This is a genomic window from Scopulibacillus daqui, assembly GCF_016908855.1.
Taxonomy (GTDB): Bacteria; Bacillota; Bacilli; order Bacillales; family Sporolactobacillaceae; genus Scopulibacillus_A; species Scopulibacillus_A daqui.
In genome coordinates this window covers 1-21,210 of the sequence record NZ_JAFBER010000006.1, presented here as the reverse complement: position 1 = coordinate 21,210, position 21,210 = coordinate 1, and the positions used below count along the sequence as shown (strand labels likewise).

21 protein-coding genes and 1 riboswitch are annotated in these 21,210 nt (G+C 38.7%); of the genes, 18 read left to right on the top strand and 3 right to left on the bottom strand.

Features of this window, described 5'->3' with window-relative positions; all coding sequences use genetic code 11:
- Window positions 1-4: 4 nt before the first annotated feature.
- The 7 genes from JOD45_RS06310 (at window position 5) to JOD45_RS06280 (ending at window position 7,181) form a co-directional block, all read left to right on the top strand.
- Window positions 5-1,330 carry a nucleobase:cation symporter-2 family protein gene (locus tag JOD45_RS06310; RefSeq protein WP_205003030.1) on the top strand — a complete coding sequence of 442 codons (1,326 nt, stop codon included), beginning with the start codon at window positions 5-7 and terminating at the stop codon, window positions 1,328-1,330.
- Window positions 1,331-1,452: 122 nt separating this feature from the next.
- Window positions 1,453-1,552: riboswitch (TPP riboswitch) on the top strand.
- 183 nt (window positions 1,553-1,735) lie between these two features.
- Window positions 1,736-2,359: a thiamine phosphate synthase gene (locus JOD45_RS06305; RefSeq protein ID WP_205003029.1), complete on the top strand. Its 624-nt coding sequence runs from the start codon at window positions 1,736-1,738 to the stop codon at window positions 2,357-2,359.
- Entirely contained in the window at window positions 2,343-3,479 is a 1,137-nt protein-coding gene (thiO, locus tag JOD45_RS06300) for a glycine oxidase ThiO (protein ID WP_205003028.1), read from the top strand. Before JOD45_RS06305 ends, thiO begins: the two co-directional genes overlap by 17 nt.
- The gene (gene thiS, locus JOD45_RS06295; protein WP_205003027.1) at window positions 3,476-3,679 is read left to right on the top strand and encodes a sulfur carrier protein ThiS; all 204 of its coding nucleotides are present in this window, start codon (window positions 3,476-3,478) and stop codon (window positions 3,677-3,679) included. Before thiO ends, thiS begins: the two co-directional genes overlap by 4 nt.
- Before the next feature lies 1 nt (window position 3,680).
- Window positions 3,681-4,451 carry a thiazole synthase gene (locus JOD45_RS06290; protein WP_205003026.1) on the top strand — a complete coding sequence of 257 codons (771 nt, stop codon included), beginning with the start codon at window positions 3,681-3,683 and terminating at the stop codon, window positions 4,449-4,451.
- Window positions 4,444-5,484, top strand: a complete 1,041-nt coding sequence (locus JOD45_RS06285) for a ThiF family adenylyltransferase (protein WP_205003025.1) — start codon at window positions 4,444-4,446, stop codon at window positions 5,482-5,484. The genes JOD45_RS06290 and JOD45_RS06285 overlap by 8 nt, the downstream gene beginning before the upstream one ends.
- Window positions 5,485-5,891: 407 nt before the next feature.
- Window positions 5,892-7,181, top strand: coding sequence for an MFS transporter (locus tag JOD45_RS06280; RefSeq protein ID WP_205003024.1), 1,290 nt, complete (start codon window positions 5,892-5,894; stop codon window positions 7,179-7,181).
- Between the two features lie 78 nt (window positions 7,182-7,259).
- Here the strand turns inward: JOD45_RS06280 and JOD45_RS06275 are convergent, their stop codons facing one another.
- Window positions 7,260-7,928: a GDSL-type esterase/lipase family protein gene (locus JOD45_RS06275; RefSeq protein ID WP_205003023.1), complete on the bottom strand. Its 669-nt coding sequence runs from the start codon at window positions 7,926-7,928 to the stop codon at window positions 7,260-7,262.
- 183 nt (window positions 7,929-8,111) lie between these two features.
- On the opposite strand from JOD45_RS06275, the gene proC reads away from it, so the two are divergent.
- Both proC and JOD45_RS06265 read left to right on the top strand, forming a co-directional pair.
- A complete protein-coding gene (proC, locus tag JOD45_RS06270) occupies window positions 8,112-8,933 on the top strand; it encodes a pyrroline-5-carboxylate reductase (RefSeq protein ID WP_205003022.1) in 822 nt (273 codons plus the stop codon).
- Between the two features lie 138 nt (window positions 8,934-9,071).
- Window positions 9,072-9,314 (top strand): spore germination protein, encoded by a 243-nt coding sequence (locus tag JOD45_RS06265; protein ID WP_205003021.1) that lies wholly within the window; start codon window positions 9,072-9,074, stop codon window positions 9,312-9,314.
- Between the two features lie 134 nt (window positions 9,315-9,448).
- On the opposite strand, the gene JOD45_RS06260 is transcribed toward JOD45_RS06265, so the two are convergent.
- The gene (locus JOD45_RS06260; RefSeq protein ID WP_205003020.1) at window positions 9,449-10,390 is read right to left on the bottom strand and encodes a superoxide dismutase; all 942 of its coding nucleotides are present in this window, start codon (window positions 10,388-10,390) and stop codon (window positions 9,449-9,451) included.
- A 211-nt stretch (window positions 10,391-10,601) separates the two neighbouring features.
- Here JOD45_RS06260 and JOD45_RS06255 point away from each other — a divergent pair, with 211 nt between their 5' ends.
- The 9 genes from JOD45_RS06255 (at window position 10,602) to JOD45_RS06215 (ending at window position 19,661) form a co-directional block, all read left to right on the top strand.
- Window positions 10,602-12,170, top strand: coding sequence for an alkaline phosphatase family protein (locus JOD45_RS06255; RefSeq protein ID WP_205003129.1), 1,569 nt, complete (start codon window positions 10,602-10,604; stop codon window positions 12,168-12,170).
- 573 nt (window positions 12,171-12,743) lie between these two features.
- On the top strand, window positions 12,744-13,361 hold the full coding sequence (locus JOD45_RS06250) for a cell wall hydrolase (protein WP_205003019.1): 618 nt from the start codon (window positions 12,744-12,746) through the stop codon (window positions 13,359-13,361).
- Window positions 13,362-13,781: 420 nt separating this feature from the next.
- Window positions 13,782-15,125 carry an N-acetylmuramoyl-L-alanine amidase gene (locus tag JOD45_RS06245; protein WP_239549116.1) on the top strand — a complete coding sequence of 448 codons (1,344 nt, stop codon included), beginning with the start codon at window positions 13,782-13,784 and terminating at the stop codon, window positions 15,123-15,125.
- A gap of 756 nt (window positions 15,126-15,881) precedes the next feature.
- On the top strand, window positions 15,882-16,340 hold the full coding sequence (locus JOD45_RS06240; RefSeq protein WP_205003018.1) for a hypothetical protein: 459 nt from the start codon (window positions 15,882-15,884) through the stop codon (window positions 16,338-16,340).
- Window positions 16,341-16,616: 276 nt separating this feature from the next.
- The gene (locus tag JOD45_RS06235) at window positions 16,617-16,853 is read left to right on the top strand and encodes a hypothetical protein (RefSeq protein ID WP_205003017.1); all 237 of its coding nucleotides are present in this window, start codon (window positions 16,617-16,619) and stop codon (window positions 16,851-16,853) included.
- Window positions 16,854-16,865: 12 nt separating this feature from the next.
- The gene (locus tag JOD45_RS06230; protein WP_205003016.1) at window positions 16,866-18,032 is read left to right on the top strand and encodes a Tle-like phospholipase domain-containing protein; all 1,167 of its coding nucleotides are present in this window, start codon (window positions 16,866-16,868) and stop codon (window positions 18,030-18,032) included.
- Window positions 18,033-18,048: 16 nt separating this feature from the next.
- Window positions 18,049-18,336, top strand: a complete 288-nt coding sequence (locus JOD45_RS06225; RefSeq protein WP_205003015.1) for a hypothetical protein — start codon at window positions 18,049-18,051, stop codon at window positions 18,334-18,336.
- Window positions 18,337-18,547: 211 nt separating this feature from the next.
- Window positions 18,548-18,808 (top strand): hypothetical protein, encoded by a 261-nt coding sequence (locus tag JOD45_RS06220; RefSeq protein WP_205003014.1) that lies wholly within the window; start codon window positions 18,548-18,550, stop codon window positions 18,806-18,808.
- On the top strand, window positions 18,738-19,661 hold the full coding sequence (locus JOD45_RS06215) for a hypothetical protein (RefSeq protein WP_205003013.1): 924 nt from the start codon (window positions 18,738-18,740) through the stop codon (window positions 19,659-19,661). Before JOD45_RS06220 ends, JOD45_RS06215 begins: the two co-directional genes overlap by 71 nt.
- A gap of 368 nt (window positions 19,662-20,029) precedes the next feature.
- Here JOD45_RS06215 and JOD45_RS06210 read toward each other — a convergent pair whose 3' ends face one another.
- Window positions 20,030-20,359 carry a YolD-like family protein gene (locus tag JOD45_RS06210; protein WP_205003012.1) on the bottom strand — a complete coding sequence of 110 codons (330 nt, stop codon included), beginning with the start codon at window positions 20,357-20,359 and terminating at the stop codon, window positions 20,030-20,032.
- Window positions 20,360-21,210 lie beyond the last annotated feature (851 nt).

Below are 21,210 nucleotides of genomic sequence, written 5' to 3'. Positions count from 1 at the left end.
AGCCATGAAACTTCAACCTGGAAAACTATTATCTCTGAGCATCCAGCATGTTTTAGCTATGTATGCAGGAGCTGTTATTGTCCCTCTGATTATTGGCGGGGCGATGGGCATGGATGCAAAAGATCTAACCTATCTAGTTTCAGTTGATTTAGCGGCGAGCGGGCTGGCAACATTGCTGCAAGTATGGAAAAATAAATGGTTTGGCGTTGGTTTGCCGGTTGTCCTTGGATGTACATTTACCGCTGTTGCGCCAATGATTGCGATTGGCAAACAGTTCGGTCTTTCAGGCATTTACGGCGCGATTTTAGTATCAGGCATGATTGTATTCATTCTTGCCAAGTTCTTTGGCAAAGTTATTAAACTATTTCCGCCGATCGTGATTGGAACAGTTGTAACAGTGATAGGGATAACGCTTATTCCAACAGCGATTGCAAATATGGCCGGCGGGCAAGGTTCTCATGATTTTGGAAGCCTAAAAAATCTTGCGCTTTCATTTGGCGTTTTACTTTTCATCGTTATCATGAACAGGTTGTTTAAGGGATTTATACGTTCTATATCTATATTAATCGGATTAGTCGGCGGTACGATTGCTGCATACTTCATGGGCATGGTTGATTTATCCCCAGTTAAGGAAGCCAGCTGGTTCCATATGCTTGAACCGCTGCATTTCAGCGCACCGTCATTCCACTTAAGTGCAATATTAACAATGACTATTGTGGCGATTGTCAGTCTGATAGAATCAACAGGCGTCTTCTTTGCATTAAGTGAGATTTGTGAACAGCCTTTAGATGATAAGGCTCTTGAACGCGGCTACCGCTCAGAAGGCTTGGCAACCATTATCGGCTCATTATTTAATGCTTTGCCGTATACGACTTTTTCGCAAAATGTCGGATTAATCCAATTATCTAAAGTGAAATCAAGAAAAGTTATTGTTGTTTGCGGCTTAATGATGATCATATTAGGTTTCATTCCGAAAATCAGCGCCTTTACGACGTTGATTCCGAGTTCGGTTTTAGGCGGAGCCATGGTTGCCATGTTCGGCATGGTCGTTGCAAGCGGCATCCGGATGTTAAGCCGTGTAGACTTCAATCGGCATGAAAATTTATTGATCATTGCCTGTTCGGTTGGTTTAGGCTTAGGAGTGTCCGTACAGCCTGATTTGTTTAAGCAGCTTCCAAGCGGCATTCAGCTCTTAACGAATAATGGCATAGTTGCCGGGAGCGTTACAGCGATTTTATTGAATCTGATCTTTAACGTGAAATTTAAGAAAGCTGAAAAGCATTCGGAATCGAAAGCTGCGGCGTATGCTGAAGAGGCGCATGCCCGCTGACACATGTTTTTATTTTATAAGCTGTCTTTTCAGGCAGCTTATTTTATATGGAAAAACTTTTTCCAAAAGGCATTCCCAACAAAAATATTTTATGTTACTCTTAACTTAGCAAAATAACGAAGTAACTCTGCTAGGGGTGCCTGATGAGGCTGAGACGGATATTTCCGAACCCTAGAACCTGATCTGGTTTGTACCAGCGTAGGAAAGTGGAGGCTAAATACAGCAGCTGTATGTCTAGTTGAAGTAGTCAACCGCTTTCTTAGAAAGCGGTTTTTTTATACTATCAGAAATTCTGTCCCGGCAATAAAGCGACTCTGGCAAACAGAGCAAAAAAGACTTCTTGAGCACCGGGCAGTTAATTATTAGCACCAGCCGAGTTTTCTTATTTATTAAGAGGGTGGAAGCGTGGGAGAACTTCATGTCATTACAACAGGCAAGGATTCAGCGCACCAAGCAGCTTTAAAAATAAAAGGCATAATCCCTTTTGTAACAGCTGTGCATGTGAGAGAAAAAACTCTCTCTCAACAAGCATATATTCAATTTGTTCGAATTCTTCTGAAACACGGTATTCCTAAAAATAAAATCATTGCTAATACATATGCCGAAGCCGCAGGCGAATTAGGGTTAAAAGGCGTTCACCTTCCAGAGAAGGGGCCGAACCCAGAAGAAGTGAAACGGCTGTATCCTGAATTAGTGGTTGGGTGTTCCGTTCATTCAAAAGAAACAGCTGTCAAAAAAGAAAAGCAACATGCAGATTATCTTTTCTACGGCAATGTTTTTTCGACTTCATGCAAACCGGGCTTAGAAGGAAAGGGATTGGAACAGCTGTCGCATGTCGTGCAATCCGTGTCGATTCCGGTCATTGCTATTGGCGGCATACATCCGGAATCGGTCTATGGTGTAAGGCAAACAGGTGCTTTAGGTGTGGCCGTCATGTCAGGAATTATGAATGCCGAAGATCCCGTTTGGATGTGTCAGGAGTATGTAAGGCAGCTTAAGGAGGAGGAGAAGCATGGGGAAAGTTCATGACGTGATCATTATTGGCGGCGGCGTTATCGGCTGTTCAATTGCCTATTACTTGGCCAAAGAGAAACATAGCGTTTTACTTTTTGAAAAGGATCGCATCGGTGAAAAAGCGTCGAGCGCCGCAGCAGGAATGTTAGGCGTTCAATCGGAAATTGAAGAGGATGGGCCGTTATTTCAGTTAGCAAGAAAGAGCCGCGGCTTGTTCCCTCATTTGTCGGAAGAACTAAAGGAATTAACAGGCATTGATATTGGCTACATGAAAAGCGGCGCTTTAAAACTTGCTTTTAACCCTTGTGAATTCAAACAACTTTCGGATATCGCTGAGTGGCAGAAAAGCCAAGGTGAAGCGGTTGATTTAGGCGGCCAGCATATGATCCGGGAAAAAGTGCCGGCTCTATCTGACCTTGCCGTCGGCGGTCTTTACTTTCCGAATGAAGGACAAGTCCATCCTGTTGATTTAACCCAAGCCTTTGCCCGCGGAGCTATGCATTACGGTGCAAAACTGCGGGAATATACAGACGTTGTTGACTTGGAAGTCAAGGATAGCCGCATTCAAGGCGTTAAAACAACAGCGGGGACTTATCGCAGTCAATGGGTGATTGTTGCCGCCGGCGCTTGGAGCCATATGTGGTTCTCTCATCAACCGCAAGTCAATATATATCCGGTTAAAGGGGAAGTGGTTTCTGTAACAACAGATTCTTCCGCCTTGACATCAACATTGTTTACGGAGAAATGCTACATTGCACCAAAAAGGGGCGGGGAAATATTTATCGGCGCTACAATGAAACCTTATGAATATGACCAATCAGTGACGGCAGGCGGGGTACAGTCCTTGCTTAAACAAGCCATAGATATTTTGCCGATTCTCAGCAAGGCTGAATTTAATCGCGCCTGGAGCGGATTAAGGCCTCAAACTAACGACGGAATGCCTTATATTGGCCGGGATACTTTAATTGACGGTTTAATGTACGCGACCGGCCATTACCGGAACGGCATTTTATTAAGCCCAATCACAGGCAGACTTGTTGCTGATATGGTCATATCGGGAAATGATGCCCCTGAACTTGAACCATTTAATGTAAGCCGGTCATTGAAGCAGCATAAGGAGGTGGCATCCCGTTGAAAGTTCGGGTTAATGGCAAAAGCATTGATCTTCCAGACGATATTTTAACGATTGAACAGTTGTTAAGTCATTTCCATTTGGAAAATAAACTGGCCATTGTTGAAAAAAATAAAGAAATTATTGACCGAAAGACATATAAAACAAGAACAATAAATGAAGGCGATCAAATAGAAATTGTCCATTTCGTAGGAGGCGGTTAATATGTTAACCATTGCAAATAAAACGTTTCATTCTCGGCTGTTATTAGGAACAGGCAAATTTTCTGATTTCAATGTACAAAAGCAGGCGGTGATTGAATCTGGAACGGAAATTTTAACTTTTGCCGTTCGGCGGATGAATATTTTTGACGCTGATCAGCCCAATTTTTTAGAGTTGATTGATACAGATCAATATACGCTGCTTCCGAATACTGCGGGCGCGGCAAATGCCGAAGAAGCGGTTAGGATTGCCCGGCTGGCAAAAGCATCGGGATTGTGCGACATGATTAAAGTGGAAGTGATTGGCGATCAAGAAACGCTGCTCCCAGACCCGCTGGAAACTTACCGGGCTTGTGAAACTCTTTTATCTGAAGGGTTTGTCGTGCTGCCTTATATATCGGATGATGTCGTCCTTGCCAAAAGACTGGAAGATTTAGGTGTTCATGCGGTCATGCCCGGAGCTTCACCAATAGGATCGGGCCTCGGACTGTTAAACCCTATTCATCTTCAATATATTATTGACAAAGCAGATATCCCGGTCATTGTTGATGCCGGTATTGGTTCACCTGCTGATGCCGCGGCGGCGATGTCGCTCGGTGCAGATGGCGTGCTGCTTAATAGTGCAGTGTCCGGAGCGAAGGATCCTGTCAAAATGGCTAAAGCGATGAAACTGGCTGTTGAGGCGGGACGATTAGGATATGAGGCCGGACGGATAGAGAAGAAGCTGTCCGCTGTGCCAAGCAGTCCGGTTGAAGGAATGAGTGTCGTTGACTGATCGGTATTCCAGACAAATGCTTTTTAAGCCGATAGGTGCTTCGGGACAGGAGAAAATCAGGAGAAAACACGCGCTCGTCATCGGGGCTGGAGCTCTCGGCAGCGGCGCTTGCGAGATACTTGTCCGCAGCGGCGTGGGAAAGGTTACGATCGTAGATAGAGACTATGTAGAATGGTCGAATTTACAGCGTCAGCAGCTTTATACAGAAGAAGATGCGCGAAGGAGAATGCCTAAGGCGGTTGCGGCTTGCGAACATTTAAAACAAATAAACGCTGAAGTTGAGTTAATTCCGATTATCGCTGACTTTTTCGGCATCGACATACAAAACATCATACAGGATGTTAACGTTATAATTGATGCAACAGATAACTTTGAAACCCGCATGTATATCAATGATATTTCGCAAAAGTTTAAGGTTCCTTGGGTTTATGGCGGATGTGTAGGAAGCACGGGGATTTCTTATACCATTATTCCAGGAAAAACGCCTTGTTTTGAATGTTTAATGGGCAAAGTGCCTTTTGCCGGAGATACATGTGATACAGTAGGGGTCATTGCGCCGATTGTCCAGTGGGTATGTTCTCAACAGTCGGTTGAGGCGCTTAAAATTTTAGTCGAAGATGATCGATCATTGCGTTCCACACTTGTGTTTACAGATTTATGGGATAACGAATGGTCCAGCATTAAAGTTAATCAATTAAAAAGAGAAGACTGTCCGTCTTGCGGGTCAAATCCAACTTATCCTTATTTAAATGTTAACAGAAACACTGAGTCAACCGTGCTATGCGGAAGGGATACTGTTCAAATTAGACCTGGAGGCGGACTTGACGTTGACTTTGTCCAGCTGACATCTTGGTTTCAACAATCAGATTATCAGGTGGATGCGAATAACTTTCTTATTAATGTTCATCTTAGAGACAAACGTGCCGTCGTTTTTCGTGATGGCCGGGCGCTTATTCACGGAACAAAAGATGAGCGGGAAGCCAAAATGATTTATCAACAAATGATATTGCCGGCCCTTAACTCCCAAACATAAAGAGAGATAGGAGGATGATTTTTGGGGGTCAGCCTCTTGAAATTTTGCAAAAAAGGTGATAACTTAATAATATTCAAACTATTAGGGAGCTGGAAAAATGGTTAACTCAGTCCATGATGCGGTGCTTGCAGAATAAGCTCTATTCACATTGGAAGAATGTTTAAAGGAAGGAACAAACAAGGCGGAGTTATTTGCCGCTTGTTCCTGTAAGCTTTTATACATTCTCGGTCAGTGGGTTTTAAATGCTGGTTTTCTTCATCATGCGGCAGGTGGCCATGATCCTCTTAAGGCTTTACATTGCGGTCTATGATGGGCGTGGTATAAGTGCGTTTATCTAGGCCTTTTTTGTTTGTTTTTTCACCTCCTTAGCGATGATCTTTATGGCTTATACAGGGGAGGGATGAGTCGTGAAATGGAAAGATTGGGACACTAATCTTAAGGTTCGGCTTTTAGGTGAAGGCGTCAGCAACATGCTTTTTTGGATGTATTTCCCGTTCATGTCGATTTATTTCTCAAATGCATTTGGCAAAGAAAAGGCAGGACTGCTGCTTGTTGTTTCTCAAGTTATCGGCGTCGTCATTGGATTGATCGGCGGCTATTGTGCGGATCACTTTGGAAGAAAAAGAATGATGGTGATTTCTGCCGTCGGAAATGTGCTTTGTTTTATTTTCTTTGCGCTGGGCAATTCGCCTTGGCTCGCATCGCCGATTCTTACTTTTATGAGTTTTTCTGCTTTAGGCTTGTTTGGAGCGCTGTATATGCCGGCAAGCCACGCGATGGTTGCTGATGTTGTTCCCGAACAGCACCGGGCATCGGTATTCGCAGTCTTCTATACTTCTATTAATGTATCGGTCGTTATCGGTCCTATTTTGGGCGGCATTTTCTTTTTTAATTACCGATTTGAGCTGCTTTTGGCTTGCTTAGCGGTCAGCATTATTTTAACGATCATTTTACAGAAGTTTATTGATGAGACAAAACCTGAGAAAATATCAGATAATGAAAAACAATCATCGCTGCGGTGGACGGATTATGTTTCCCAGCAGCTAGCCGATTACCGTGTCATTATTACGGATAAGGTCTTTTTAATGTTTATTATTGCAGGTGTTCTCGTTGCCCAAACGTTCATGCAGCTTGATTTATTAATGGCCGTATATTCAACAGAGCAAGTCCCTAAACAGACGTTGATATCCATTGGCGATTGGTCTCTTGTAGTTGACGGCAAGCATGCGTTTAGCTGGTTTGTATCTGAAAACGGTCTGCTTGTTGTTTTATTAACCGTCATTATGACAAAATGGATGACAAAATATCGTGAACGGAACGTGTTTATCAGTTCAGCTTTGCTTTACGGGATAGCCATTATTATCTTTGGCCAATCTGCCAATGTCTGGACTTTATTCTTTGCGGTAGCTGTTTTTACTGCCGCTGAATTAATGGTGACAGGCATACAAGAAAGTTTTGTTTCAAAGCTTGCACCCAAACATATGAGAGGACAATACTTCGCAGCGGCCAGTCTCAGATATTCAATCGGCCGATCTATTGCACCGCTGGCCATACCAATGACCGTGTGGTTTGGCTTTCGCTGGACATTTATTATTCTGGGCGCATTATCATTTATAAGTGCTGCCCTATACGGCGGGATGTTTAAAATGCTGGATCATAGAAGAAATCATCTCCCTCAGACTACGGCCATAAAATAGATAGATTTAGAAAAAAATATCATTCTTGTTCGGTTCATTTAACTCTCCTTTAGCCTAAGAAGCGCTAAGGAGAGTTCGTTATTTTTTGTCTAGCAAGCCATCATATCCTAACTGGTTTGCCGTTTCAGCCATCACTTGATATCCAAGTATATTAGGATGAATATGGTCTAATGAAAGCAAAAATTTTTGCCTTCCTGAAAAGGCTGTATATATATCGGCAATTTTGACATGAGGGTATTTAGAAAAATTTTGGAGATGTGCGTTGAATGCTTGAAGCCAATGGTCTATAAATTTTATATTTGGGAATGGATTATACACATTGAAAATTCTTAATATAAAGGGGTCATTCGCAATATGAATCTGATTGATAGTATGGATGATTTCTGAGATATTAGCTGACGCATGCCGCAGCGATTCCTCAAGCCTGTTCTCATTTCTATTTGCTAAAAAGTCTTTCCCTGCTTGAATCAGATCATTTCCTCCAGCTGTAAGCGTAATAATTTCAGAATGGCGTATATGCGAGGCTATTTCCGGAAAGGACAAACTGTTCAAGATCTGCTTTGAGGTGGCGCCGGTTTTTGCGTAAATTTTAAACAATACAGGCTTTGATAGAGCACTTTCTGCCATAGTTCGGTAAATGTTAACAAATCCGGGGTTGAATATTCCGGCTCCAACACCGACGGTAAGAGAATCACCCAAGGCCACGTAATGGGGAACCCGGCTATTGCAATGATCAAATAATGCCATTACGTACACCTCATTTTAATAGACTTACTTATAAAGTATGATTTTTGAAATTAAAAGTGACGAGGCTTCCGTACATTATCTTATAAGTGAACATTTCATAAGGATTGACAAGAGGCTGTAAAGCAGGGATAATATTACAAATACATCGTTCGGAAACTTTAAGTTTGGGAGGAACTTAATATAATGAAGCATACAATGACATTTATCGGAGCGGGCAATATGGCCGAGGCGATCATTACTGGCCTGTTAAATACAGGATGCCCTAAGGAACGCATATTTGTAACAAATAAAAGCAATAACGAGCGTTTAATATATATGAATAACAATTATGGCATCGGCGTCAATTACGACCGTCAGCTCCAAGAGTTAATTGACCAATCGGAAGTTGTTATATTGGCAATGAAACCAAAAGACCTCTTTGCTGCTTTGGACCATCTGAAATCGCACCTGAAAAGCGATCAGCTGATTATTTCTGTGCTGGCAGGAGCATCTTCTAAACAAATTTCAGAATGTCTGGGGACGAAAAATCCAATTATAAGGGCGATGCCGAACACGTCAGCAACAGTAGGCCAATCTGCGACAGGCATTGCACGAGGGGTAAATGCTGACGATTCTCATGTTCGTATTGCCGAAGAGATTTTTTCAGCTATTGGTACGACGACTGTTGTTGATGAGGATGATTTGCACCTTGTAACGGGGCTCGCCGGCAGCGGCCCTGCTTACATCTACAGGATCGTTGAATCCCTTGAACAGGCAGCTGTGTCACTAGGCTTGAAAGAGGAAGCGGCCAAAGCGCTTGTTCGCCAAGTCATCATTGGTGCAGCCGAAATGCTGAAGAATTCAGATGTTGATCCGGGAGAATTAAGAAGGAAAGTTACCAGCCCCGGCGGTACTACTGCGGCAGGGCTTAGAGCTTTAGAAAATCACCAATTGCCGAAAGCGCTCCTTGAAGCCGTTAAGGAAGCAACGATCAGATCGCAAGAATTAGAGAAGCAGCAATATTAAAACTCGCCACCCACCTGGGCGAGTTTTTTTAGATTAAGAAAATAAGGTATTTGATTCAAGAGATTCAACCATACAAGAGGCTGTAAAAATTTATAAACTAATTGGAGGAAGATCATTAGACCGAAAAAGGTGATATCCATGCCCTATGGCATAAATATTTTTAATATGAAGATCAATGGCGTTTCAAAAAATGCTAATGTTGATATCGGTCCGACCATTCAAAACAGCCATACGGCCAACTCAAAGGCCGTTGGTCCTTGCCTTGCATTCGGAGACTTCTCTCCGGCTAATTCGCTAAGCTATAATAATTATTTTGATCCGGATGTTGCTGATCAAGGACAAACAGCAAACCCATCAGCCCCCGCTTCTGGACAGTTTTAATGATTAGTCAAGCGGTTAAGAGGAGAATATGGCCGGTCATAGACAGATATTTAAGACATGTATGCATGGGGTGAAGCTTGTATTTCTCCCCTGCGATTCCTTTTTTAGTTTGTTAGTTTGAATGAATGACTCTCTCAGAATAGTTCCGATTTCACTTTTTTGGCCTCTATTAATCGTTCGTTCACATTATCCCAGTTAACCACGTGCCACCAAGCATTAATATAATCCCGCCGTTTATTATAATATTGCAAATAGTATGCGTGTTCCCAAACATCAAGCACCAATAAAGGGATCACATCTTGCTGAGACAGATTTTGGTGTTTTTCTGCCTGAAGAATTTCTGTACGGCCTGCACGCGGCGCCCATACAAGTAAAGCCCAACCAACAGCTTCTACCTTTTCTGCCGCATTCGAAAAGTGTTCTTTGAATGTCTCGAAACCGCCAAAAGTCTGATTGATTTCCTTAGCAATCGGTCCATTGGGTTTACCGCCGCCTCGAGGTTTCATATTATTCCAAAATATTGTATGAAGATAATGCCCCGCCCCATTAAAAACGGCTTCCCTCTCCCAATGCTTAATGAGAGAAAAGTCACCCGTTTTTCGCGCTTTTTGCATCTCTATTTCGGCTTTGTTTAAACCATCGACATAGCTTTTGTGATGTCCATCATGATGCAGCCGCATTATTTTTTCGCTTATATAGGGTTCCAAGGCGCTATAATCATATGGCAGCGGGGGAAGGGTATGTCCTCCGACGGGAATCGGCCGCCTTTCTCCTTGTTCACTTCTTTCGGATTGTGATGTTAAAAAACTTTGAAAGCGGTCATTTAAATCTTGGGATACCTGCTGAATCTGATGAATGTCTATAAGATTTGCGGATAAGTTTTGTTGATATGAACCGTCCAGCATACTTTCGGCTGTTTCTCTTACTTGAATAAATTGATCTAGCCACTCTTGAAGCCCTTTTGCTTTATCTGAATCGTTGCCGGACTGTTGCTTGAGCGCAGAAATATACCTTTCATGATTTTGACTCCAATAAATCAAACGCTGAAGCCATTGCAACTCTGAAGAAGTGTACATAAGATCCGATGTCCTCCTATATCCAGTTAATATCCTGCCTATTTTACACTATGCAAATTAAAGAACGACGACACTTGCCATCTTTTTTTGGCATAGTTATCTCGCTTCAATCTGGAAATGTCTATCCGAAAATCATTAATTTATTCCTTTTTAGCCATAATAGCTAAAAGGAAAATATCACAAAAAGGATGTCGTCATTTTGTATAAAATAATGCTTACCATCGTGATCGCAGCTCTAATTATATTTTTTATACTCTACACTTACTTAACCAGACATAAACAAAGGGCATCTAAATTTCAAACTAGGACGATTCAACCGTCTCAAAAACCCGTCATTGTTTTAATTATTGATTCTTTGATGGACAAACCCTTGCAAAAAATAGTTAAAGAAGGACAAGCTCCGGCTCTTAAGTTTTTTCTGGAAAACGGCAAATATTATCCTGATATGGTCAGCGCTTATCCAACGATGTCTGTAACAGTGGACAGTACATTGCTGACCGGTACTTATCCAGATCGCCATCATATTCCCGGTCTTCTTTGGTACGATGGCGGCGAAAATCGAGTTGTAGGCTATGGAAGCGGTATAAAAGAAATCTTGGTTCTTGGCCTGAAAAATGTTCTTCATGACAGTATTTGTTATTTAAACGATAGGCATTTAAATCAATCCGTAAAAACCCTTCATGAAACGTTGAGTGAACAAGGGAAACAGACGGCCTCTATTAATGGGCTGATTTATCGTGCGAATATCCAACATGCTCTAAACGTTCCGAAAATAGCCGCATTGTTTAAACTGCTGCCCGACAAATTAAAAGCGAAAGGACCGGATCTTTTTTCGTTTGGAAGATTAGCCAAAATAGATTTAACTCATCAGCTTGATCATTTTTTTCAAAAATTCGGTTTGAATGACAAATTTACAGCAAAGGAATTGAAATATCTTATTCAACAAGACAAACAGCCTTCTTTAACGATCGCTTATTTTCCTGATCATGATAAAACAGTCCATAAAAACGGCCCAATGGATTTAAAAGGGATTAGGAAAGCAGATAAACAGCTTCAAAAAATATTAAATGCATATGATACTTGGAACGACGCCTTAAAACACGCCGTTTGGGTGGTGATGGGAGACAGTGGACAATCAGCAGTTAGCAGAAACAAAAATCATTCAAGGATTCAATTAAATGCTCTATTAAGGGATTATCAGATTTCTAAATCTGTCAAACCGCCAAACATAAACGATGAAATTGTTATTGTTGTTAATGAGCGGATGGCTTATATTTACTCGCTGGATGAAACGATCACGCTTATTGAGATTGCCTCTAAGCTGAAAAAGGATGAAAGGATAGATTTAATTTCTTGGAAAGAGGGCGGCACTGTTCATGTTGTTAAAGGAGGGACAAATCAATCGCTGAAATTCCGCCGGAACGGCCGCTATATTGATCAATATAATCAATCATGGTCATTAGATGGAGATTTTACAGTTCTAGACCTTTTAATCGACAATAACAATATCAGTTACGGGGATTATCCCGATGCACTTGCCCGTCTTCATGCGGCGCTTCACTCACATAAAGGGCGATTCCTTGTTGTCGATGCCAAGCCTGGATATGAGTTGGCAGGAGAGGATTCACCGAGCCATGCCGGAGGCGCTGCACACGGTTCATTGCACAGAAAAGATTCCGCAGCGCCGATGATTGTCGTTGGGACAGATAAGGCGCCCGAACATTTGCGGCATGTCGATCTAAAAGATTATCTCTTGCAACTGATAAAGGATGATCACTAAAAGTGCTTTTCTGTAATATCTATTATTCATAAAGGACTGAAGTTCAGTTTCATAAAGGCCGATTCTCAGCCCTCTGAAGGATCGGTCTATTTTTTCTGCCCATGAAAAGCACCATCACGTGAACATGTCAATCAGGTGAAGGACTAACAAATTGCCTATGTTAAGAAGAGGAAAATTAAAGAAGTTTGACGGAGGAGATATAAGCGGAAGATCTCGGTTACGTCCAAATGAAATATCAAACGTAAAGAAAGCGCTATCGAACCATCATTAAGTTAATAGAAGTTTTTCTAATATTTCAAAAACGTTACAAGACGATAACGTAAAGTTAAATAACGCCTGTTCCTGTTGTCAACCTATATCATTTAGTATATCTTAGAGAAGAATTGATTGCTATTATGTAAAATTTAGCCGATACAAGCGGCAAAGGTTTAATAAAATTATACATATTATATCATTAATAATCAAAAATTGCATTGGGCTTGATTTATCTATTGTATCTGTACGAGTCAGATAATTCCATTTAAATTTACTATTTCAAAAAGTAAAATAACAAGGGAAAACAGGTGATAAAAAATGAAAAAATTACTATCAACACTCATTGCTGCAGCTGCCATCATTGTACCGGCCGCTCAAAGTTTTGCTTACACTGTTCAGCCAGGCGATACTTTATCAACAATCGCAATAAAAAACCATACCACTGTACAAAATTTATTAAACCTTAATCCGCAAATTTCAAATGCAAATAGCATTTTTGCTGGAAGCAATATCAATGTTTCCGGTGCTTCAAATGTTTCAAGTCCGGCTGCCAATACTTCTAATGTATCTCATACCGCGGTTTCGTCTTATGATAGAGAGCTTTTGGCAAAACTTGTTCATGCTGAAGCCGGCGGCGAACCAATGTCAGGAAAAATAGCTGTAGTCGATGTTGTTCTTAACAGAGTCGATAGTCCTGAATTTCCAAACAACGTTCACGATGTCATCTACCAGCCTGGGCAGTTTACACCCGTTCAAAATGGCAGAATAAATAATACGCCTAATGCGGCAGATTACCAAGCCGTTAATCAAGCACTTGCAAGTGGAAACCGGCAAACTCACTCACTTTATTTCTATAATCCGACTATAGCCACCAACCATTGGCTGGATCATCTGCCAACATCACAAGTGATTGGCAACCATGTTTTTAAACAGTAAAAGCTCTTTAATTAAACTTTTAGAAGATGATGGATTAAACTTTATCAATTAAAAAGGTGTTAGAAGGTAAAATGACAACGCGGCCGGCTAAACAATGTTTTGTTTAGCCGGCTTTAGTTTTTGATAGAAAAAATTAGATCTTTTGATGCTTTAAAAACGGTCTGCATACACTAAAACCGTTAAAAAAAACTGGTAAAACAGTTGAGGTTTCAGGAAAATCCTTGATTTTCATACTTTCAGCCTAAAAAAAAGTAGTGCTTACGTCGATAGTAATAAATACCAGTCCATGATAATATTTTCTTATATATAAGAATGGAGGTGAATGAAGCTAAAAGTCTCATTATATTTTTGAATATTCAATCATATAATGGGAGGCTGCGTTAATGGTTTATAAGTCTATTGATTTATCATCCGTTTTTCTTGGTTGTACTTGATATGTGCCAAATCTATGATGAGGAAGGGATGGCTATGAAACTTTATTTAGATCCGGGTCATGGCGGGAAGGATTCTGGGGCACAAGGAAATGGTCTGCAAGAAAAGGATATTGTATTAGATATTGCTTTGAAAATACGTGATATTTTAAATAGCGAATATAAAAATATTGATGTCAAAATGAGCCGGACAACAGATACTTTTATAAGCTTAAATCAGCGAACGAGTGAAGCAAATGCTTGGGGGGCTGATTATTTTTTATCCATTCATTGCAATTCGGATGATGGAACAGCCGACGGGTATGAGGATTATATTTATATAAATATTTCTGACTCATCTCAGACAGGAAAATATCGCGATATCATTCATAAAGAAGTTGTAAAGATGAATGAATTGCATGACAGAGGAGAAAAGAAGGCCGATTATTTCGTTTTGCGTGAATCTGCCATGCCGGCGATGTTGTCGGAAAATGGATTTATTGACAGCAAGCATGATGCTGAGTTGATGAAGAACTCAGATTGGAGGCAAAAAGTCGCAAGAGGGCATGTTAATGGATTAGAAAAAGCTTTTAATCTTGAACGCAAAGTATCTCAGATTATTTATAAGGTTATTGCAGGGTCTTTTAAGAGTAAAAAAAATGCTGAAGAACGTGTCAATGAACTTAAGTCAAAAGGCATAGAATCTTTCATAGTTACTTTGACAATGTCAGGAGAATTATGGTATCGCGTTCAGGCAGGCGCATTTACAAATAAGAAAAATGCGGAAAACACCCTTTCGCAAATCAAAGCGTTGGGGATTAACGATGCTTATATCATAACTGAAGATGTCAGCATTAAAGGAGCGGTTCATTTAACGCCAGAGCAAATGAACCAGTATGTCAAATCAGTGAACCCTGATGCCCTCAGTATAGCGGACTACTATTCTGAGTTTGGCAAATACTATGGCATTAGAGGAGATATGGCATTTGCTCAAAGCTTGCTTGAAACCAATTATTTTAAATTTACAGGTATTGTGAAGAAGGAACAAAATAATTTTGCCGGCATAGGCGCAACGGGACCAGATAACCCTGGTATAAGCTTTGATACGCCTAAAGACGGGGTTCTTGCACAAATCCAACATTTATTTGCATATGCGACTAATGATCCGCTGCCAAATAAATATCCATTAGTTGATCCGCGTTTTGATCGGGTAGATCGAGGATCAGCCCCAACCTGGATAGATTTAAACGGAAAGTGGGCGGTTCCTGGTGATACTTATGGCCAATCTATTTTGAGAATATATGATGAGATGAAAAACTTTTCTAATAAAAAAGTTGAAAAGCAAGGCTGTTAAAAAAAGATGTCATGATAGACTGCCCAATAATGATTAACTCCCCCGTATCTGTGTGGATGCGGGGGATTGTAAATGCAGTAAAAAGGGTATTGATTTATAAAGAGAAAGGGGGAGATTTAGATTGTTATGAAAAATTTAATATGGAAATACATTTTATTATACATAATAGGGTCAATCTTATTAGGAGTGGTTGTATTTTTTTTAGGTTATATAGTCCCTCTTCAATATCAATCTTTGGTTAGATTTATTTTCTCTGCCACCTGGTTAATTATAGTTACTGTGCTTTACATCAAAGAGAGAAAGAAACAAGAATAAACGGCCAAATAAGGCCGTTTATATTATTTATATGTATTTTTACAATTTAATAAAAAACAAAACAAGTAATATCAAAAAACCGACAATCCCTACAATAATACATATTTTATCAATTATTGTCTTCTTCCCAGTAAAACCAATAATCGCTAATAATAAGGATAAAAGAGAGTAATGTAAAAGTTGATAGGAAGGCGTTATCATCTCTACAACTCCTAAAGCCAACAAATATATACAAACGATAAGTCTACCATCATTCCATTTCAAGTGAAACAATCCTTTCATGTCAAGGTGTATATAAATTTGTATTTTGCAATACTTTTTAAAAACAATTTAGTAACAAATTATCATTCAAACTTTATATTGTAAATAAACAAAAAGTCCTATTTGCTTTTCTATTGATTATATTCTAACATTTTATTATATTCAAAAGGAGGTGTTATTATGAAAATAAGAAAAAGGATTCTATCTTTGGGTATTTTAGGGATGTTTGTGCTGGGATTTGTTTCTGTTTCTACTATCAATGTAACAAATCAAAATGGCAGTTTACAAGTTGGAGTAAATAAAGCCGATGCATCTTCTTGGGAATATGTTAAAACTGTAAAGGGAAGTACAAAATTCGAAGATGAAGGAACGAAAACTATAGTAAATGCGATAGCTGGAGCAGTAGGAATATCAAATAGAGTTGCAGGAATGTTTAGTGGAATAGCTGCGCAAATTATTAATGATAATATAAAAACTGTATGGATAGTAGACAAGCAATATGTAAGAATGGCTGGGGCAACTATGCAAACAAAACACGTTATGACAGTATATTCTGATTCTAAGTATAAACACAAAATTGGTTCCAAAACACTTATAACTAATGATAACGGTGGGCCAAAAATGTTGCAGAAAAAATAAATATTAGTGTTAAGTAAATAGGCACCCCCTAAACAGGTGCTATATCAAAGGAAAATTTCCCCGTATCCGTTTGGATGCGGGATTTTTTTTATTTGGAGCAATGATACAATTGGCTTTTATTTTTAAATTCAAAAAAATGGTTTTAACCATATTGGAACAAATGGTAAAATTAACTTAATCACAATAAAAAGGTGTTGGTTGAAGATTAAAAAGAAAGTATGGATAACTATCGGTATTGTGGTTTTAGTTTTCGTAATTTTGATAGGAGGGGTCTATTTGAAGCATAAGCATGATGAAAAGGAAATAATATCACAGGCGGAAAAAGCAGCCCAAAACTATTTGAAACAAAAGGCGAATTTAAATGTTCATTTTAAGGATTACATGATTGATCCTACAAATACACTTCATTTATATGGAGTAAGTCAAAAAAAGGATAAAGTTGTTGTTTTAGTTAATAGACAAAATGGTAAGTTCATTATTGAAAGTTATGGCTATTATGAAGATAAGGATTAGGAGTGTTTTTTGATGAATATAACAGATAAGGACTACCATATTTTAGCCAAGCAATCATATGACAGTGACAGAAAGATAAGCGTTTCTAAAACTGAGAGTAACCATAAATGGGAAGAAATGGACTTCAAAAAGTGGCTTAGCTATGATAATGAAAGCGGCTTTCAAGCCAAAGTTTTTAAACATGACGATCAAGTCGTCATCGCCTTCGCTGGCACTAGTCCAAGTGACCTAGGTGATCTTCGGACAGATGTTGAAATGGCTCTTAATGAGAGAAAGAGACGGCAAGAAATGATGAATGAACCTTCTTTCCCTACATGGGGAGAAAAGGCAATGGCTGCTGTCGACAACTATGAATCTAAACATGATCAATTTACACAAGCAGATAATCTTGTAAAGGATGTAAAAAAGAAATATCCTTCTGCTAAAATTTCAGTGACTGGTCATTCTTTAGGCGGTGCGCTAGCCCAATATACGGCTGCCAATCATGATCTTGAAGGTGTAACCTTTAACGCGCCAGATATAACCAATACGCTCCCAAAAGACCTTCAAAAAGAAGTAAAAGAAGGCAAGTTCAATGGTAAAGTAACGAACTATGTTAATCCGAAAGATTGGATAGGAAGCGGTTACATAAAAGAATTTAAACAACATGTAGGTTCAACCTATTATATTAATTCCCCTTATAAGGGCAAACCTAATACTCTGTTGACAGGTAATATAACAATCGACCTAGCAACTGCTGGGTTAACAAACGTTGAGTGGTATGGTCAAGCAGTGGCGGGACCAAGTTATCATTCTTTAGATACAGATTATAAATTTGATAAAGATGGCAACATCGCTAATCCACTTTATGATCAAAAAACAGGTGAACAACTGATGGCTTCTCCGAGATATTCTAGTGGAGGTCAAACAATCGAGGTTACCCCTGATAGATTGCGAGAACTTGCAACCGAACTTGAACAAAGGATTGGTGCTGTCGAATCTGCGACCGGCTCTGTTGTTATGGCTGCGGAAGGATTATACAGTGTGGAAGGTGCTAAAGAATTAAATTTGGCGGAGCTTGCAGAACGCGTTATCCAAACGGTTAAAGGTGTTCAGTATTTTCATACAGAAAAAATACAGGAACAGTCACAGATGTTAAAAGATGCGGCTTCTCGATTCGAACAAGCGGATGAGGAATAAGTAAGAAGGTGTAAGGATGACAAAGTCATTTGGTGAAGCGGAAAACCTATGCCGATTAATTGCTTATAGAATAGATGAGGAGATTAGCGTTTTAAAAGAAACAGAAACTAAAATGAAACAAACTTTTGGACAGCTGAATGATTGGAAAGGACATTCCGCTGATAAAAGCAAGCAAAAACTCAACTCGGCATTTTTTGATATTCAGAAAAAGGCAAGCGATCTGGAAGCAGTCAAAGGGGAATTGTACGCTAAACAACTTCAAGCAGCCTTTCCACCTGTTAATATGGTTAATGAAAGTAAATAGAAAAATTGGTTCCTTCTTATTGAGAGGGACTCAATTTTTCATCAAGGGTTGCAATATAATTGAGATTTTTAAAAATTTCCTCGTGTCCATTATAATTTGGATGCGTTTTTTTATTTATCTGTCTTAGATTATTCATAGAATTAAAATTATAAGTATGTAAAAAGTGTTATATTATTATTGGTATAATTTTTTTAATTTCAGGAGGATTTTTATGGTGAAAGAGCCGGAAGTAGTTAGTATACTTGAAATACCTGAAAACGTAGGGTATTGGTTGTTGCGGGCTGATGGTGGGAAATATTATGATGATTTTTTTCTTAATGACTTTGTAGCTATTTCTGATAATGAAATAACACTTGAAATGATTCGTGAATGCCAGAATAATAGTATTGCTGGTATTACTCTTGACCATTATAAAGAACTTTATAAAGAAAAATATTCAGACAAATCAACAAATAGCCCACGCAGCGAGTAGGACTGAAAAATTTTGTGATGAAATGAAGGTTGGGGATTTAATTTTAGTTCCGTCAAAAAGGTCAACTAGCTTTTTATTAGGAATCATAAATAGTACAGTTTATGAAATAAAGGATGACGAAGTTCCATCTGGTGAGAATGTTCATTATGCGATAAATCCTTATTTGAAGAGAAGGAAAGTATATTGGCTAAAGGAGGTTTCACGTTCCGAGATTTCTGAAAAACTTTATTGGGTATTATCAGCTCATCAAACTATTTTTGATTTACAGGACCAAAAAGATTATGTTAATCAATTGTTATCCCCTATATATATCCAAAATGGAACGTGTCATGGAACAGTAAAAATATCAAAAAGAGAAGGACTAAATTCTGATGAGTGGTATAAATTATACTCAGCAATAAAAAAGTATGCTGATCAAGTTCCAGAGGAAATTGTTGTAAAATCAAATGTTCAAAGTCCTGGTTTAATTGAATTTGTTTCTAATAACTATGGAACTATATTGGCAGTAACAATTGCTTTAGGTGGATTTTTAATAGGGGAAGTCAAGATATTAGGAATTAAATCGCAGGGAATAATACCTTACTTTCAATCTCATAAAAAACGAAAAATAGAAAATAAAAAAGCGGAAAAAGAACTAGAGTTAATGGACGAGGAAAAAAAAGCAAAACAATTAGAAAATAAAAAAGCTGAATTTGAATTATATAAAGAAAAAGAAATGTGGCAAATAAAAAAAGAGATTGAAGCTGAGCAGATACGGCAACAGCTTCAAATCTCTAGTTTCGATGCTGGAAGAATAGTTGGAGATCAAACGCAAACGGATAATTTTGGGAATCCGAATGTGGACGAACTCTAAAAATAACGAGAAATAGCAAAAACGTTAATACGTAAAAAGTTAAATCGACTGGCAGGAAAAAGGAGAGCAATTTCACAAAAAGATAAATTATGGACATCGTGAAAAAATAACCATAAATAATCTGAATGTACTTAATCATATCCTCCTCTCCTCCTCCTTCTTATTCTAATTATATGATCCCATCAATATGTATATTTTTCAAGAAAGAAAAATGTGAACATTAAAAGAAAAAATTAATATTACAGGTTAAAAAATATATAAAATATGTGGAAAATACCTATCTTAAAATAAAAATTATATCTAAGCAAAACGCCAAAAAGGTGGCCTTTTTTTGCGTTTTCGTAGAACTTTGTCGAATGAATTGCGGCTCAACAATCAAGACTATCCACATAAGGCCTTATTTTCTCATCGCTGATTTCAGCCCCAAGAATATTTCCAAAAAACAAATTGCGCCGATCTCCGTTTTTATCCTCAAATCTAAGAATTTTATTAGGTGTATCAAAGTAAAGTGCAAAACCTACCAAAGTGATTATAAACCCATCCCTAAAGTAACGGATTTCCAAAGGCAAAGTCTCGCCCATTGCATAAGCAATATTTTGTTCAATGATCTCCCATTCTTGTTCATCCAAAATTGGCTTTTCAACTTTCTTTTGTTCAATTTTTCGTTTTCTTAAAGCGTTGATATGCTCTGGCAACATTATGCGGCTTGCCTCCCAGCGCATATTCGATCCTGGAGGTATTTTATTCACGTTTATCACCTCGAAATTATTATATACGAAAATACGTTCGATTTATACTGGTAAATCAAACAAATGTTCGGTATGATGTTTAAAAAATGAGTTAAGAGGGGAAAATAATGAACCTTAAAAACCGTATCGGCGAGATTATTGAAATGATTTATGTAGATAAGTCCGGTAATTTTAGTCAACGTAAAGTCAAAATAATTTCAGTCGCGGATAATTATTTAAAGGCTTATTGCTATCGCCGCCGCTGTGTTAGGATTTTCGCTTTAGAGAATATTTTAAGTAGCAGAATATGCGCATAAACGATTCGGATTTTTTAATTAATATTGAAGGGATTTGTGGATTCATAGAGAAATAGTCAATACTGCGGAAATAAAAGTTGGAGTCTGTTTGGGGTGCCAATACTACTATTCTGAATTTTAGTTCCAATTCATTATATACTAAAAAATATATTAACGGTAAAATGATGTTAGGGATTATATGACAAATGACCATATAATTCGAATTTATAAATGGAGGTGCTGACTATGATTCTGCTTCATCTTCTTAATCATGTTGTGAATTTAAGCCACCTAATTAATATAGGCTAATGAGCAATGAGTAAGCTGAACTTTTTATAAGTTGTCATATGCCATAAACCCGGAATAATTTTTATTCCGGGTTTATGGCATATTAAGGCTGTTGATTTAAAAAAAACACCCCTTCCGAATATAAAATGTACCCTATAGAGTAGACACATAAAAAAGTCTACCTATAGGGTACTTTTTTATATAATGAATAAATACAACTAGAGAATTAACTTGGAG

Excerpts from the sequence above, each read along its gene's own strand:
- JOD45_RS06275 (WP_205003023.1), bottom strand. The coding sequence starts at position 7,928 with ATGGCATTATTTGATCATTGCAATAGCCGGGTTCCCCATTACGTGGCC.
- JOD45_RS06255 (WP_205003129.1), top strand. The coding sequence starts at position 10,602 with ATGCTTACCATCGTGATCGCAGCTCTAATTATATTTTTTATACTCTAC.
- JOD45_RS06210 (WP_205003012.1), bottom strand. The coding sequence starts at position 20,359 with ATGTTGCCAGAGCATATCAACGCTTTAAGAAAACGAAAAATTGAACAA.
- JOD45_RS06220 (WP_205003014.1), top strand. The coding sequence starts at position 18,548 with ATGGTGAAAGAGCCGGAAGTAGTTAGTATACTTGAAATACCTGAAAAC.
- JOD45_RS06240 (WP_205003018.1), top strand. The coding sequence starts at position 15,882 with ATGAAAATAAGAAAAAGGATTCTATCTTTGGGTATTTTAGGGATGTTT.
- JOD45_RS06250 (WP_205003019.1), top strand. The coding sequence starts at position 12,744 with ATGAAAAAATTACTATCAACACTCATTGCTGCAGCTGCCATCATTGTA.
- JOD45_RS06225 (WP_205003015.1), top strand. The coding sequence starts at position 18,049 with ATGACAAAGTCATTTGGTGAAGCGGAAAACCTATGCCGATTAATTGCT.
- JOD45_RS06265 (WP_205003021.1), top strand. The coding sequence starts at position 9,072 with ATGCCCTATGGCATAAATATTTTTAATATGAAGATCAATGGCGTTTCA.
- JOD45_RS06290 (WP_205003026.1), top strand. The coding sequence starts at position 3,681 with ATGTTAACCATTGCAAATAAAACGTTTCATTCTCGGCTGTTATTAGGA.
- JOD45_RS06260 (WP_205003020.1), bottom strand. The coding sequence starts at position 10,390 with ATGTACACTTCTTCAGAGTTGCAATGGCTTCAGCGTTTGATTTATTGG.
- thiO (WP_205003028.1), top strand. The coding sequence starts at position 2,343 with ATGGGGAAAGTTCATGACGTGATCATTATTGGCGGCGGCGTTATCGGC.
- JOD45_RS06310 (WP_205003030.1), top strand. The coding sequence starts at position 5 with ATGAAACTTCAACCTGGAAAACTATTATCTCTGAGCATCCAGCATGTT.
- JOD45_RS06230 (WP_205003016.1), top strand. The coding sequence starts at position 16,866 with ATGAATATAACAGATAAGGACTACCATATTTTAGCCAAGCAATCATAT.
- proC (WP_205003022.1), top strand. The coding sequence starts at position 8,112 with ATGAAGCATACAATGACATTTATCGGAGCGGGCAATATGGCCGAGGCG.